Below are 13,375 nucleotides of genomic sequence, written 5' to 3' on the forward strand. Positions count from 1 at the left end.
TTCCAACTTTTACCAAATTAATATAACAAAGCTAATCATTCAATATGTTGAACCATCTTCACATAAAACGATACAATAATAATAGAATATAATTAATAAGATTTACCTCACTTATTTACATAATATCGGAGGACTCATGGCCAATACAGAAACGACAATCAACGCAGTTATCAATCCCCAAATCAATGATGCTCCCATCGATATAAAGAGAACAATTAAGGCTTTAGAGCGCAATAATTTCGTAGTTCATTATTTTGAAACAGGTGCAGAAGCTGTTGATTATTTACAGTCTCGCATTCAGAACAAACGAGTGGCTATCGGCGATTCCCGCACCTTATTAGAGCTCAATGTACATGATGCTTTATCCGAGGTCAACGATAATATAACAGATATCCAACGACCTCTCCCTGGTGAAAGCTTCCGGGACACTGCATTACGCACCATGGGGCGCGATGTATTTCTCACATCTGTAAACGCCTTATCTCAAACAGGGGAGATGGTCAATATCGACGGCACAGGCAATCGTGTGGCAGCTTCTTTATTTGGTTCTCAAGAAGTATTCTTCGTGCTAGGTATCAACAAGATCACCCCTGATTTAGCGTCCGCTATTTATCGAGCGCGCAATGTAGCAGCTCCATTGAATAGTAAAAAGAACAAGAAAAGCTCCCTCAATCCTTGTGCAAAATTAGAAGAAAAATGTTATGACTGTGGTTCTCCGGATCGCATTTGTAATGCTTTAACAATTTACTACAAAAAGATGCGCAATATGCAAACCATGGAGATTATTATCATCAATGAATCCTTAGGGTTCTAATGGTTTGTGGCCCATTTAGAAAGTCTTGTACGCTCATCTGCCCTAATCCAGATACAACTCTATAAATAGTAGACCATCGTGGGTCGATGGCACCACTTTCAAGATCACTAATATAAGATTGGGCTAGACCTGACTTATCTGCCAACTGATACTGCGTCATGCCCAATTGTCTACGCCATAGTAAAATTAATACGCCTAGTTTGTGAACCTCTTGTCGAACCTGTATATCACGACAACATAGAATAGGATTCATAGCAACCTCTATCTACTTTCACACTCAACACATGGTTATGCCTTTACTATACCCATATCGTAGGTTGACTGACTAGTAGCAGTTGAAAAGTAATAACACAAAAGCCTTACTAAAAACTAATATATCAATTAGTTCTAGTAAGGCTTTTTTCTATACATATTATGTTCTGTATGTTTTCAACAATTCGTGTAATTTTTGTATATATAGAGATAATTAGTACTAAACATGTACTATATTACACCAATCAGCATAGATAATATCTAGATTTGTATAGTTTTTATACATTATCCATTCATTATGAATACACTTGAATAGTAATGTTACTAGCTTATATCATTATCCGCTATAGGATTATTGGTTAGCACTTTCTTGAGCTTTTTTGATTTCCATGTATTTAACCATGCCATCAACAGCTTTTTTAGCTTCGCGCATCGCCAATACTACAGTAGCCGGTTTATGTACAACGTCACCACCAGCGAAGACGCCGTCACGGTTAGTCATGCCATATGGATCTTCAGATGTAATGATGTAGCCTTTTTCGTCTACTTTTAGGTTATTACCTTCGCCGATAAGACGAGCATTTGGTTTATGACCAGCAGCGATGATAATTTTATCTACAGGCATAACTTGGAACTTACCAGTACCGTGGATGCCTGCACCATCTTCGTTAAGAGCCATCACTTCATATTTGAAGCCTTCTACCTTGTCTTTACCTTCTACGCCTACTGGAGAAGCGAACCATTGGAATTGGACGCCTTCAGCACGAGCCTCTTCGTATTCAGACAATAATGCTGGCATTTGTTCTTGGCTACGACGGTACGCTACAGTAACGGATTCACAGCCTAAACGTACGCATGTACGAGCCGCATCCATCGCTACGTTACCACCGCCGATGATGATAACACGGTCACCTTTTTTAACAGGGATTTGCTCTGCATCAAGCTCGCCATTTTCCACTAATTGTACATTCGTCAACAAGTACATCGCTTGGAATACACCATGCACTTCATCGTTTTCCATGCGTACTTCTTGAGGAATATGTGTACCAGTACCGATAAAGATAGAGTCAAAACCTTCAGCGAAGAGTTCATCCAATGTTTTATCTTGACCGATAAATGTATTACATACGAATTTAACGCCTAAACCTTCAAGACGAGCGATTTCACGACGTACAACGGATTTAGACAAACGGAATTCTGGAATACCGAATAAAAGTACGCCACCTGGTTCAGATTGACCTTCAAATACAGTTACTTCATAACCAAGTTTAGCGATATCACCAGCTACGGACAAGCCTGCAGGGCCAGAACCAACAACGGCAACCTTACCAAGATCTTGTTTGATCTTCTTAGGTTTGCGAAGTTCATTGATGCTTTCAAAATCAGCAGCAAAGCGTTCCAGTTTACCGATATTGATAGGCGGTTTTTTCGCCTTGTTCATGATACAGTTACCTTCACATTGGTTTTCGCGTGGACATACGCGGCCACAAATGGATGGCAAGTTTGTACGTTCTGCCAAGATATCATTGGCTAAACCAAAATTACCATGCGCGATAGCTTGGATAAAACGTGGAATTTCGTTTTCAATAGGGCAACCCATACGGCACAATGGTTTTGGACAATTTAGACAACGTTTCGCCTCAGCGAGCGCTTCCTCCATTGTATAATCCGCATCAAAATGTAGTGGTTTTAATTCGTTACTCATGGCACATGCCTCCTAACAAGGATCCAGTACTATACTTATACAGCGTTGCATGTACCTGAACAATCCGATGAGCCCTCTCACATAGGGATGTCGCCACATGCTGCTAAGATTTATCTTTTGTAACCATTCGATAGACGTGTGGTCACTGGTCAGACACACACTATTCTATAGTATATTCTAAATTGTGAAAGTCCCAACAGTCAAGCAAATATAGCACCATTTGTATACAAATATAGCCCTTATTCATGCAAGGATTGCATAGAAACGAATGATACGGTAACAGCAATTCTTAAGTGTATATTTACATATATATCTATGCATGTATACTGATAATAGATAGAACAATTGATTTGTACCGCATTAACATACACTCATAGATGTTGGTCCCACCAAACTGAGATATATAATTATATAATTACACAATTATGAATCTAGCAGAATATAAGAGGTTCACTATGAACACAGTAGACTTTACCGAAAAATACTATATTGATCGTCGCGGTTCTCATTCTCGCAAATGGGACGGCGAGCACTTAAAGTTTAGCCGCACTGACTTATTACCACTATGGGTGGCTGATATGGACTTTATGGCGCCTCAGTGCATTCAGGATGCCATTTGTAGCTATGTGAAAGCCAATCCTCTAGGTTATACCATGACAAATCCCAATTATATAGAGGCCGTCATAGGTTGGTATAAATGCCGTCACCATTGTAATCTTCAAGCAGAGTGGCTCACGAGTGCTCCTAATGTCATTACAGGGATTATGTGGTGCATTGGGGCTTTTACAAAACCAAACGACGCCATCACCCTTCTAAGTCCTGTGTATGGCGCTTTTGATACGAGTGCTAGCTCTGCCCAACGTCAAATTATCGCTGTTCCTATGAACCGCACCGAAGACAATCGCTACACCGTAGATTACGATGCATTTGAAAATGCTATCACCGAACATAATGTGAAGCTGTTCATTCACTGCAACCCACACAATCCTATCGGCCATGTGTGGACTGAAAGGGAGATGGACCGATTATTTAGCATTTGCCAACGGCACAATGTACTCATCATAAGTGACGAGATCCATCAAGACCTTATCACAGGCCCAACGGAATTCACATCAGCCTTGACGGTAAGTAAAGGGGCCTATGCGGATAACATGATTGCCATGTCCTCCCTGTCCAAATCATTCAATATGGCTAGCTTGCACCACGCAGAGGTTATCATTCCTAACGAAAAACTACGAAGCCAATTCAACGCCTATAAAGCCCATGTGTACCACACAGACTCGGACGTCATTGCCGAGGCCGCTATCACCGCAGCCTACACGCATCCAGAGGCGGAAGCTTGGCTCACAGATGTACTAGCTGTCATTCGGGAAAACTATGAATATCTGTGCCAAGAACTTGGTATGGCATTGCCACACATCCGCATCAGCCCTATGGACGGCACCTATTTAGCATGGATCGATTTTGGCGCCTATGTTAAGGCTGAAGATATGCATGACGTATTTGAAAATAAATGCCGCATCGCACCAAGCTTTGGCGAATGGTTTGGAGGCGAAGATTACGCCACCTTTGTGCGACTTAACTTGGCAACGAGTCTTGAAAATATTAAGACTGCTACCCATAATATGATCAAGCACATACACCCTTAATGGGTCCTCTTATCAGGAAATACATTAATCATATTAGGGAATTCATTTCATACAAATAAAAGAGGCTGCTCTAGCATCATTCAACGTCAGAGCAGCCTCTTTGTATTAAAGTTTCACTGTATCATACTACTAGTATTACACTAGTTTTTATTTAATTCTAGCGAAATGTTCCTTTGCAAATTGCATATCTTGTACGAGTTCTAATGTACCAATATAGTTATTGTTTTGATCGCGTACAGCCATGTAGTTTACATAGAATGGACGACCTTGTTTTTCAAGCCATACTGCCACATTATCGCGGTCACCTTTACGGAAGGAGTCGATGATACCACGTACAATCGGTTCTACCTTTGGTGGATGGCAGGAGTACACATCACGACCGATAGCTGTAGTAGGACGTTTAAATACCTTTTCACCATCGTTGAAGTAGCGGTTGATGTCTTCATGGTCAACGAAGGTTACTTCCATTGGCATTGTATTGAGCATAGCATCGAGTTGATCTACAGTTAAGGTACCACCAATTAAACCGATAGCATTGTCATCACCACTTTGTTTTGTAGTTTGTGTTGCTAATGCTGCATCAGCCTCTGACCATGCAATGCGTTTTACGCCAAAGATATCTTCATATTGTGCTGTATCTTTGTAGATTTGGTACCATTCTTCTTTACTGAAGTTTTCTGCACAGATTGGGAACAAGATATTTTGTTCTTTGTAGATCATTTCTTGAGCACGTGTAAGAAGCTCATCAAAACGTCTATACCAATCATCTACACTTTGACTAGATTTTGCTAAGTCCCCTAATTGGTCGCGGATATCGCCATCAACAGTCCACATAACCATAGATGGACCACCGATTGCATAATCTACTTTCAATTTAGGATATAACAAGTCGCCTTTTTTAGCATAATGAACAGATACTTGGCGCACTGTGTTAACATCATCAATAGTTGCAGTTTTATCAGCTACTTTAGGACGAATGGACTCAATCAACTCATCAAGAGCTTTATTTTCTTCTGTTAATTGGTTTAGTGGATGACCTACAGTTTCTACCAAGGTCACTACGCTCTTGCTCTTTTCTTGAGCTTCTAAGACAGCCTCTACCTTAGCATGTTCAGACTCCATTTGTTCATGAATCGTAGAACCATGGAACAATGCAGAGTGAAGGTCGCATAATTGTTGTACCTCTTCTAAAGGTGTACCTTCGCGCATAAGGCCTTGTTCGGCTTTCATAATTTCGCTAGCCTCAACATGTTTGAATTGGCTTGCAAAATCTTCACGGACAGAACCAAGCTCTTCGCCTGTGCCCAAACGTTTCAAGAAGCCTTTCAATTGTTCTACACGTTCGCTATCTGTAACAGTGTCTTCTCCGTTAGCTTCTGTATTTTTAGTAGTATTAGCATCTACATTGTCATTAGCATTAGATGCCTCTGTGTGAGTAGCAGCTGCCTCTGCAGGAGAATCCTTAGCAGATGCATCATCACCATGTAGGTTTGGCATTTCACCCTCCAAGGTAAAGCCAGCTTTCATGAATGCGTTCACGATATCGATCATGGATACGCCTTTCATTTTAGCCCCTTTAGGAATGGTCATGATTTTACCTACAGAATTCAACATCACCTTATTAGTGATTTCGCTGAACCCTAAGCTTTTCATAATCTCTGTTACTTCAGGATATTCTTTTACCAAATCATATACAGATTTGGACAAATCTAATTTCTTTTCCATTTTGATCCCCTCGTGTCAAAAATATTGTGTATTACTTATGTGAGTAACCCTCTATACGTCTTCGTATACAAGGCAATTTACATTCTGAAAGGTTTATCTAAAATAACCTATGTCTCTATGATAAACGATATCGATTGGAAAATCTGTATCCATGGCTATACTTTTGAAAGATATTTCAAAAATATCGAATTTTCATATAAAAATAACGGATAGCTAAGCATTCAAAGTCATCTAATCATTTAGAACGCTTTGAACCAACTATCCGTTATCTATTAAAAATATATATCTAGTTTTTAGAGAGATGAAAGTTCTGAGAGATTTATTAGTTATGTTTCAATGCTTTTTCGTAGTTTTCAGAAACTTTGTCCCAATTAATAACGCGGAAGAATTCCTTAATGTAATCTGGGCGACTGTTTTGGTAATGCAAGTAATATGCATGTTCCCAAACGTCTAAGCAAAGGATTGCTGTTTTACCTTCTAGTAGAGGGTTATCTTGGTTAGCAGTAGATGTCACTTCTAATTTGCCATCTTTGTTTACCACAAGCCATGCCCAACCAGAGCCGAAGCGTGTTGCTGCTGCAGCGGAGAATCTATCAACAAAAGCATCATAACCACCAAGTTCAGCGTCGATAGCCGCTTTCAAAGGACCTTGCAATTTGGAAGTGTCTGGTTTTGTCATGATGTCCCAGAACATAGTGTGGTTCTTGTGACCACCGCCATTGTTGATAACAGCTTGACAGATATCCTCTGGTACATTAGCAATATCGCCGAGAATGCAGTCTACACAGCCATATGCAAGATCAGGGTATTTTGCGATAGCAGCGTTCAAATTATTAACATACGCTTGATGGTGCTTGTCATGGTGCAATTTCATTGTTTCTGCGTCGATAACAGGCTCAAGATAATCATAAGCATATGGTAATGGTGCGAGTTCGAAAAGTTTCATAATAGTCCTCCTTAAATTTAGGGCACGAACGATAGTAAATACTATATCGTTCTTGTGAAAGCATTTCGATGCACCTGCATCGGTATTATTTTAATTGATATAAATTATCATTCTTTATTTATTGTATATTGCATATAGAAAATCGTCAATATATTTTCCCATAGAAAAAGGCTATAGGATTTCCTATAGCCTTTATGTTTATTAATCAATGTAAAGCACTCTAATATAGCTATAACACAATAACTACTCAACAATACATTGGCACATTTTCATTGTTGTTAATGCTGCTTGGTGGGATTCTTCTGTCACACCTGCACAGCAGCTAGAGTCTACGTAAACAGGAATTTCTGGCAAGCCAGCTTTCAGTATAATCGCATTAGAAACGACGCAAATGTCTGTACATAAACCAACGAGTGTAATAGACTCAATAGGATTTACCGAATTCATGCCTTCCAAACGAGATAATAGCTCAAAGGATCCAAAGTTTGGCTTGTCTATAAAGGATACAGGGCTCATGATAGGACGCCCTTCTGCAGCCTCAATTAAGCCCGGCACAATATGCCAACCTTCTGTATTCTTCACGCAATGTGTGACAGGTAAGAACTTGCCCTCTTGGCTTTCAAGATAATTAGTATCATGCGTATCGCGTGTAAATATGATAGGCCCGTCAAAGTTCTCAATTTTGTTGCGCACATTATCTACGATTAACTGCGCTTGCGCTGAACCAAGGGCGCCATCTACGAAATCTTTTTGCATATCGATAACAACTAGAACCTTTTGCATAGTTCCTCCTGTATATAGTCTACATAGAATACATTAATTATTCATTTCACTACTAGTTATACTCTTAATTTTTAATAACATCAACGACAAAAATTTATGCTTTTTCCTCAGCTAAGGCATGACGTACGCGGTGTGGCTCATTATGAGCTAGTTTTCCTGCTGCCGCAGCTGCCACGGCCCCCACTAAATCATCGAGGAATGTATTACAATGACCACCAGCCTTGCTATCTAACTTTTTAATGATGCCAGGCTTAACCTTATCTAGATAGCCATAGTTCGTAAACCCTATGGAACCGTATAAATTAACGATGGAAAAGGCTAAGATTTCGTCGATACCATAGAGGCTTTCATCATTTTCTACAATACCTTGCAAGGGCTGAGATAATTTATTTTGTTCCGTCAACTTGTCTAGCTCAATGCCCGTAATAATTGCATTATGTACCTCTCGTTTTGAAAGGACAGAAGCCACATGTTCACGGCATTCTTCAATTGTTAGATTAGGCATATATGGTTTTTGAACATATAAAACGAGCTCTGCAATATCCTCTAACGTAACGCCACGTTCCGCCAGAAGATCGTAAGTATATTTCTCTAAATCCTTTGTAGATTCCATAACCGCTCCTTTATTTTTTATGAGGGTGTTCACCTGATACGATTACAATACTAACGGGAATTGTCACAACTAATGCTTCATCAGTATCCACATGCTTTGTATGCCAAGCGGCCTCTTTTGCAGCCTCTTCAAAGATAGGATACGCATCGCGGTCTAATTTCCAATTATTAGGCCCCGCTTCAACGGCTACAATATTCCCTTTATCATCTGTTTTAATTTCTAGAGGAACAATCAAGGTGCCATCGGCACTCGTCTTGAAAGCCTCACTAGGAATGACTACATTATAAGAAATTTGTTGCTGTAATTCATAGGTACGCTTATCTGTGGGCTTTAAATCTGCCGCTAAAGAGCTAATATTCCCCATCATAGACGCCAATACAGCTAATAATACAACCCTTTTAAACATAGTTTTTCTCCCCCAAGTACTTTCCACTACACGCAGTATACGTTGATTATACCACGAAAAAATCCCTACCGAACGTATCGATAGGGATTTCTTAAATTAGATTTTCTTAACCATTTCAGATTTCAATGCCATCGCACCGAAACCATCGATTTTACAATCGATATCGTGGCCATCGCTCGCATCAGTGATGAGGCGAATGTTTTTAACGCGTGTACCTTGTTTCAATACGCCAGCGCCTTTTACTTTGAGGTCTTTGACAACAACAACTGTATCGCCATCAGCTAGCTCGTTGCCGTTAGCATCGCGAATGATACCTGCTTCAGCTGCAGCTTGTGCATCAGCCGCTGTCCATTCATGTCCGCACATAGGACAGATAAACATATGACCATCTTCATATGTGTACTCGTCGCCACACTTAGGGCAGTTAGGTAAATTTGCCATTTAGATCTCCTTTTCTCACTACATAATGAAAGTATTATACCATACCTTAGAAGTCGAGCTCCAATTGATTTGATGACTGCTAGCTTCATATTGATACAATAGCTATAAATATCTACAATACAAAACTACTTAGTCTCATTTTTCTCTACTAAAGTTTCATACAACTTCAATTTATCTTCTAAATTATTCTTATAGCCTTCCAATCGTTTGATTTCGGCGTCAATAAACCGATAGTGTTCTTGCAACAGTTTCATTCTTTCACGGGCTGTATGAGCTCCGGCGTACCTTAAGTCCGCATATCGCTTGATATTAGCAAGCGGCATTCCCATGTCTTTCAAGCGTTTAATAAACTGCACAAAGCCCACGTCCTCTGCATGGTAATTGCGAATGCCGTTCTTTCGCTCGATGTGAAGGAACCCTTGATCCTCGTAATATCGCAATGTAGAAATGGACAATCCTACCAATTTTGAAAATTCACCGATTTTCATACTTTCACCACCTTGACCTCAAGTATACTCGAGCATATATCATACGTCTAGACGGGGGTAATAATTATGAAAGAAACACGTTTTAACATCGGTATGAACACATTGAAACAAATTGACGGACTGCACGGGGAGGAGGTGTATAACACAATTCAAGAGATTTCACCAGCCATCGCTGATTTATTGGTCGAACTGTTCGGCGACATCTACACGCGCCCCAACCTGAATTTCAAGGAACGGGAACTGATTACGCTCGCGTCCCTATTAACGCTGGGCGGTTGCGAGGCTCAGCTGAAAGTACATACCAACGCGGCACTCAACGTCGGTATCGCGCCCGAGCAAATCGTAGAGGTCTGCACCCACTGCATCCCCTATGCGGGATTTCCACGCGTGCTGAACGCACTGTTTACAGTGAAAGCGGTCTTTGAAGAACGGAATATCCTGAATTAAAGAATGAGCTGCAATAAAAAATCTAATAATTCATATCAGTATATAAATAACTACAAAAGGGAGACTCACAACGGAGTCTCCCTTTATTCATCTATACCAAATCAACTAAACATCTACAGTCCTTGTAGAAGTTGTAAATAATCTTGCCGTTGACTAAATATATTATATATGCGCACTTCTTTTTCATCATCAAAGACACGATATAGAATAATATTTTTATTAATAATCAACATACGATAGTTTTTATTACGTAAAACAGTATGTCTTGGAATCATGCCCATATAAGGATTATCCGCTAATAAAAGAATTCTATCCTTAATCTCTTGATAAACAGACTTGGCAATTTCATTGGAAAAAGATTGCTTTACATGCAGAACAATATGATGCAATGCCTGATCAGCCTGTGCCATAATAATGATACGATAAGCAGTGTCTTCCATAACTATTCCGCCTCAGCTAACAACTGTTCTATGCTGATAAAAGTATCCTCAATAGGACCCATTCTACCTTTTCGTTCATCTTCCTCTGCCAAGGCAATAGCCTCTAATAATTCTATCTGTGCTTTCAATTTATTATAGGTTTCATATCCCATACATACCGTATCACCACGACCATTTACCGTCATAATACAAGCTTCATCCCCTGTTTTTAAAACGGTAGAGATTTCATTATATTTATTTCTTAAATCCGACGATGGTCGGATACTTTCACGTAATAACCCCATAAAAGCACCTCCTCATATACAAATTATATCATAATTTGTATATGAATTGTGAATCACTAATCCTACCCCAATCGTTTACGCAAAATCGCATAGAGAATCATGCTAATAATAACGCTCATAATGGCTTGAATGGTATTGGTCACAATACTAGCAATAGCTACGCCTGGATCGAATACAAAGTATTCGGCAATAAAGTAGCCTGCTACGATGATAATGCCACCTACAATGGTTGCCACCAAGGCAGAGGTAGTCGTCTTATTGTTATAGACAGTACCGACAAGATAGCCTTCAATGCCTTTCACCACGAGAGTGATTGGTACAAAGACTGCGTAGCCGAGGAATAGATCAGCTAACGCTGGGCCGATAGCACCAATATAGGCGCCATATTTTCGACCTAATAATAGAGCTGACGTCATAATAACGACATCTCCTACATTGAAATAGCCGCGAATGCCAGGTACTGGGATTTTCGTGTACATGGTAAACAATGTTGCGAGGGCAATCAATACGGCTGTGAGTACTAACGCGGACGTAGTACTGCGGTTTTGAACGTGTTGCATAGCGTCCTCCTTATAAAGAAATAAACATGTGATTATATCCTCACATGCCTATACTATATACCTTTATGGTAACACCTGCAAATACATAGAATTAACTATAAAAAATACTATTAACAGTACTCTTCAAAACGTTCCTCTACATTGTAGAGAACCTCGCAATCACAACCGCCACCTTCGTTGATAATCCAGTCTAGTACGCTTTCAACATCTACCTTTTGTTTTTCTAAAAACTCTCTTGTGAAAGTCAGACTATGATCGCAACCGTCATTTGTTTCTAATTTCTCGTCTACATAGTCAAAGAGATTCCAAAACAACTCTTCGTCCATAGGTAAACTATCTTTAAAATTCTGTTTTTCTTTAGCTTTATAGTCTTTCAATAATTCCTTTTTACGCGCTTTATCCATTATGATTACTCCCTTTTATGTATTATAAGTTATAGCTCATGACTTATATCTCAAGCCTTATTTCTCATATAATTCCGGTCGTTCTAATACAGTGCCATACTTCAACTTTGGTAGTTTAATTAATTGAGGGTACAACTGCTTAACCTCTTTACAAGATTTTAACGTAAGATGTTCTAAATTATTGAGTTCTAAAATGGGAGAGTAGTCTTTATCTATCACCTTTGCCGTTAAAAAGCTGAAAAAGCGCAACTGTTTCATATGGCGTAGAAATTCTAAGGATTGAACCTTAAGAATTTTAGGAGCGGCGAAGTCACCTTCTAAGGCAAGACTTTCAAGATGTTTTAGATTAGCTAATGGCGCATAATCATCAATTTGTTGAAAGTTTTCAATCGACAGCGCTACTAAATTTACTAATCTTGAAATAGGCTCTAATCTTAATACACTTCTTCCGGACCCAATATGTAGGTATTCTAGTTCTTGTAAGTTCTCTAATTTTGAAATATCTGGATAAACGCCCCATTTTATATGTAATTTTTTGAGTCTCCTTTGGGCACACACCGCATCAAATAACTCCTGTGGCATTCTTGTACAAAACATGAGCTCTGTAAAGATATCTGGATGTTCAACTAAAAAAGTACACCACTCCTGTAAAATGCGTTTCTTATCTTTAGCAGAATAGTCTTCATCTAGCTGTGTACAATTAATCATCAGCTTGTCTTCACCATCATATTCAGAAACCTCAACTACAGATTTTAGTTGTTTCTCATCCTTATGATAGTAGTCAAAGCCATATTTAATTTGCTTTTCTGTTAACACTGCCATTTACAATTCCTCATCTTTGTCAGTCCTATAATTAGTTTATCTATAACCAGAGCCATGTCCAACAGATTATAACGGGCCTAACAAATTGATACAAGCACATGCCCCTTCGCTTCTAGCACTTTTTTATAGAATACCTTCATCTGCTCGAAATCATGAAGAAGTTCATCTCTGATTTCTTCCTCTTCCTCATCATAATCCCAAATATTTGGATATAACTCTGCCTCTTTGCAGGCTGCCATATCAAAGGATTCAAGAGCCTCTTCCATATCAAACCGCTCTAGAGCCGCCACGATATCTGCTAACTTATCGTGTTCAGTATACGCTAAGTAATCCGATAGTTCTTCAACAGCTGTTATGCCAAGCACAGCTTGGCTAAGAGGGTTATTATCATCCTTATGGTCAGTGCTTACGCCGGTAAGCACGAAATGGAGCACATCCCACATCTTGTCGATATCAAGCAATAACTCATCGTCGTCATTCCACTCTTCAACACTTTCAAGAATTTCCTCTTCTTCTGAGCCCATGGATTTAAGCTCTTTTAAATTTACATCGCTTAAACAGCTATAATTGGCAATTAGTCCCATAATTAAATCCTT

General features: G+C 39.4%; 18 protein-coding genes. 3 read left to right on the top strand and 15 right to left on the bottom strand.

Translation table 11 applies throughout. The features are described from left to right. Nucleotides 1-136 precede the first annotated feature (136 nt). A complete protein-coding gene (locus tag VRHSUH10_RS06510; protein WP_105089888.1) occupies nucleotides 137-814 on the top strand; it encodes a lactate utilization protein in 678 nt (225 codons plus the stop codon). Here VRHSUH10_RS06510 and VRHSUH10_RS06515 read toward each other — a convergent pair. Beyond that, nucleotides 792-1,067: a helix-turn-helix domain-containing protein gene (locus tag VRHSUH10_RS06515; protein ID WP_105089889.1), complete on the bottom strand. Its 276-nt coding sequence runs from the start codon at nucleotides 1,065-1,067 to the stop codon at nucleotides 792-794. The two genes, VRHSUH10_RS06510 and VRHSUH10_RS06515, sit on opposite strands and share 23 nt — an antisense overlap. Before the next feature lie 351 nt (nucleotides 1,068-1,418). Next, a complete protein-coding gene (locus tag VRHSUH10_RS06520) occupies nucleotides 1,419-2,771 on the bottom strand; it encodes an NAD(P)-dependent oxidoreductase (RefSeq protein WP_105089890.1) in 1,353 nt (450 codons plus the stop codon). 455 nt (nucleotides 2,772-3,226) lie between these two features. On the opposite strand from VRHSUH10_RS06520, the gene VRHSUH10_RS06525 reads away from it, so the two are divergent. Further along, complete coding sequence (locus VRHSUH10_RS06525; protein WP_105089891.1) at nucleotides 3,227-4,420, top strand: MalY/PatB family protein; 1,194 nt, start codon at nucleotides 3,227-3,229, stop codon at nucleotides 4,418-4,420. 147 nt (nucleotides 4,421-4,567) lie between these two features. On the opposite strand, the gene VRHSUH10_RS06530 is transcribed toward VRHSUH10_RS06525, so the two are convergent. From VRHSUH10_RS06530 to VRHSUH10_RS06560, 7 genes are all read right to left on the bottom strand, one after another. Continuing rightward, nucleotides 4,568-6,145, bottom strand: a complete 1,578-nt coding sequence (locus tag VRHSUH10_RS06530; protein WP_105089892.1) for a DUF438 domain-containing protein — start codon at nucleotides 6,143-6,145, stop codon at nucleotides 4,568-4,570. 322 nt (nucleotides 6,146-6,467) lie between these two features. Next, on the bottom strand, nucleotides 6,468-7,091 hold the full coding sequence (locus tag VRHSUH10_RS06535; RefSeq protein WP_105089893.1) for a superoxide dismutase: 624 nt from the start codon (nucleotides 7,089-7,091) through the stop codon (nucleotides 6,468-6,470). A 243-nt stretch (nucleotides 7,092-7,334) separates the two neighbouring features. Next, the gene (locus VRHSUH10_RS06540) at nucleotides 7,335-7,874 is read right to left on the bottom strand and encodes a cysteine hydrolase family protein (protein WP_105089894.1); all 540 of its coding nucleotides are present in this window, start codon (nucleotides 7,872-7,874) and stop codon (nucleotides 7,335-7,337) included. A gap of 94 nt (nucleotides 7,875-7,968) precedes the next feature. Next, entirely contained in the window at nucleotides 7,969-8,487 is a 519-nt protein-coding gene (locus tag VRHSUH10_RS06545) for a phosphatidylglycerophosphatase A (protein ID WP_105089895.1), read from the bottom strand. Between the two features lie 10 nt (nucleotides 8,488-8,497). Then, complete coding sequence (locus VRHSUH10_RS06550) at nucleotides 8,498-8,893, bottom strand: hypothetical protein (protein WP_105089896.1); 396 nt, start codon at nucleotides 8,891-8,893, stop codon at nucleotides 8,498-8,500. Nucleotides 8,894-8,989: 96 nt separating this feature from the next. Continuing rightward, nucleotides 8,990-9,334: a zinc ribbon domain-containing protein YjdM gene (locus VRHSUH10_RS06555; RefSeq protein ID WP_005385054.1), complete on the bottom strand. Its 345-nt coding sequence runs from the start codon at nucleotides 9,332-9,334 to the stop codon at nucleotides 8,990-8,992. Between the two features lie 125 nt (nucleotides 9,335-9,459). After that, entirely contained in the window at nucleotides 9,460-9,822 is a 363-nt protein-coding gene (locus VRHSUH10_RS06560; protein WP_105089897.1) for a MerR family transcriptional regulator, read from the bottom strand. Nucleotides 9,823-9,888: 66 nt separating this feature from the next. On the opposite strand from VRHSUH10_RS06560, the gene VRHSUH10_RS06565 reads away from it, so the two are divergent. Then, on the top strand, nucleotides 9,889-10,269 hold the full coding sequence (locus VRHSUH10_RS06565; RefSeq protein WP_105089898.1) for a carboxymuconolactone decarboxylase family protein: 381 nt from the start codon (nucleotides 9,889-9,891) through the stop codon (nucleotides 10,267-10,269). 113 nt (nucleotides 10,270-10,382) lie between these two features. Here the strand turns inward: VRHSUH10_RS06565 and VRHSUH10_RS06570 are convergent, their stop codons facing one another. From VRHSUH10_RS06570 to VRHSUH10_RS06595, 6 genes are all read right to left on the bottom strand, one after another. Then, on the bottom strand, nucleotides 10,383-10,709 hold the full coding sequence (locus VRHSUH10_RS06570) for a type II toxin-antitoxin system RelE/ParE family toxin (RefSeq protein ID WP_105089899.1): 327 nt from the start codon (nucleotides 10,707-10,709) through the stop codon (nucleotides 10,383-10,385). A 2-nt stretch (nucleotides 10,710-10,711) separates the two neighbouring features. Next, entirely contained in the window at nucleotides 10,712-10,993 is a 282-nt protein-coding gene (locus VRHSUH10_RS06575) for a type II toxin-antitoxin system Phd/YefM family antitoxin (protein ID WP_105089900.1), read from the bottom strand. A gap of 62 nt (nucleotides 10,994-11,055) precedes the next feature. Next, entirely contained in the window at nucleotides 11,056-11,553 is a 498-nt protein-coding gene (locus VRHSUH10_RS06580) for an ECF transporter S component (RefSeq protein ID WP_105089901.1), read from the bottom strand. 110 nt (nucleotides 11,554-11,663) lie between these two features. Continuing rightward, nucleotides 11,664-11,957: a DUF2695 domain-containing protein gene (locus VRHSUH10_RS06585; protein ID WP_105089902.1), complete on the bottom strand. Its 294-nt coding sequence runs from the start codon at nucleotides 11,955-11,957 to the stop codon at nucleotides 11,664-11,666. Nucleotides 11,958-12,014: 57 nt separating this feature from the next. Further along, nucleotides 12,015-12,779 (bottom strand): hypothetical protein, encoded by a 765-nt coding sequence (locus VRHSUH10_RS06590; RefSeq protein WP_105089903.1) that lies wholly within the window; start codon nucleotides 12,777-12,779, stop codon nucleotides 12,015-12,017. A 77-nt stretch (nucleotides 12,780-12,856) separates the two neighbouring features. Then, nucleotides 12,857-13,363: a YfbM family protein gene (locus VRHSUH10_RS06595; protein ID WP_105089904.1), complete on the bottom strand. Its 507-nt coding sequence runs from the start codon at nucleotides 13,361-13,363 to the stop codon at nucleotides 12,857-12,859. Nucleotides 13,364-13,375: the final 12 nt, after the last annotated feature.

Origin of the sequence: Veillonella sp. T11011-6 (genome assembly GCF_002959755.1) — a bacterium.
Lineage (GTDB): Bacteria > Bacillota > Negativicutes > Veillonellales > Veillonellaceae > Veillonella.

Bases quoted from the DNA above. Each gene is read 5' to 3' on its own strand.
- VRHSUH10_RS06510 (WP_105089888.1), top strand. From the start codon at position 137: ATGGCCAATACAGAAACGACAATCAACGCAGTTATCAATCCCCAAATC.
- VRHSUH10_RS06515 (WP_105089889.1), bottom strand. From the start codon at position 1,067: ATGAATCCTATTCTATGTTGTCGTGATATACAGGTTCGACAAGAGGTT.
- VRHSUH10_RS06520 (WP_105089890.1), bottom strand. From the start codon at position 2,771: ATGAGTAACGAATTAAAACCACTACATTTTGATGCGGATTATACAATG.
- VRHSUH10_RS06525 (WP_105089891.1), top strand. From the start codon at position 3,227: ATGAACACAGTAGACTTTACCGAAAAATACTATATTGATCGTCGCGGT.
- VRHSUH10_RS06530 (WP_105089892.1), bottom strand. From the start codon at position 6,145: ATGGAAAAGAAATTAGATTTGTCCAAATCTGTATATGATTTGGTAAAA.
- VRHSUH10_RS06535 (WP_105089893.1), bottom strand. From the start codon at position 7,091: ATGAAACTTTTCGAACTCGCACCATTACCATATGCTTATGATTATCTT.
- VRHSUH10_RS06540 (WP_105089894.1), bottom strand. From the start codon at position 7,874: ATGCAAAAGGTTCTAGTTGTTATCGATATGCAAAAAGATTTCGTAGAT.
- VRHSUH10_RS06545 (WP_105089895.1), bottom strand. From the start codon at position 8,487: ATGGAATCTACAAAGGATTTAGAGAAATATACTTACGATCTTCTGGCG.
- VRHSUH10_RS06550 (WP_105089896.1), bottom strand. From the start codon at position 8,893: ATGTTTAAAAGGGTTGTATTATTAGCTGTATTGGCGTCTATGATGGGG.
- VRHSUH10_RS06555 (WP_005385054.1), bottom strand. From the start codon at position 9,334: ATGGCAAATTTACCTAACTGCCCTAAGTGTGGCGACGAGTACACATAT.
- VRHSUH10_RS06560 (WP_105089897.1), bottom strand. From the start codon at position 9,822: ATGAAAATCGGTGAATTTTCAAAATTGGTAGGATTGTCCATTTCTACA.
- VRHSUH10_RS06565 (WP_105089898.1), top strand. From the start codon at position 9,889: ATGAAAGAAACACGTTTTAACATCGGTATGAACACATTGAAACAAATT.
- VRHSUH10_RS06570 (WP_105089899.1), bottom strand. From the start codon at position 10,709: ATGGAAGACACTGCTTATCGTATCATTATTATGGCACAGGCTGATCAG.
- VRHSUH10_RS06575 (WP_105089900.1), bottom strand. From the start codon at position 10,993: ATGGGGTTATTACGTGAAAGTATCCGACCATCGTCGGATTTAAGAAAT.
- VRHSUH10_RS06580 (WP_105089901.1), bottom strand. From the start codon at position 11,553: ATGCAACACGTTCAAAACCGCAGTACTACGTCCGCGTTAGTACTCACA.
- VRHSUH10_RS06585 (WP_105089902.1), bottom strand. From the start codon at position 11,957: ATGGATAAAGCGCGTAAAAAGGAATTATTGAAAGACTATAAAGCTAAA.
- VRHSUH10_RS06590 (WP_105089903.1), bottom strand. From the start codon at position 12,779: ATGGCAGTGTTAACAGAAAAGCAAATTAAATATGGCTTTGACTACTAT.
- VRHSUH10_RS06595 (WP_105089904.1), bottom strand. From the start codon at position 13,363: ATGGGACTAATTGCCAATTATAGCTGTTTAAGCGATGTAAATTTAAAA.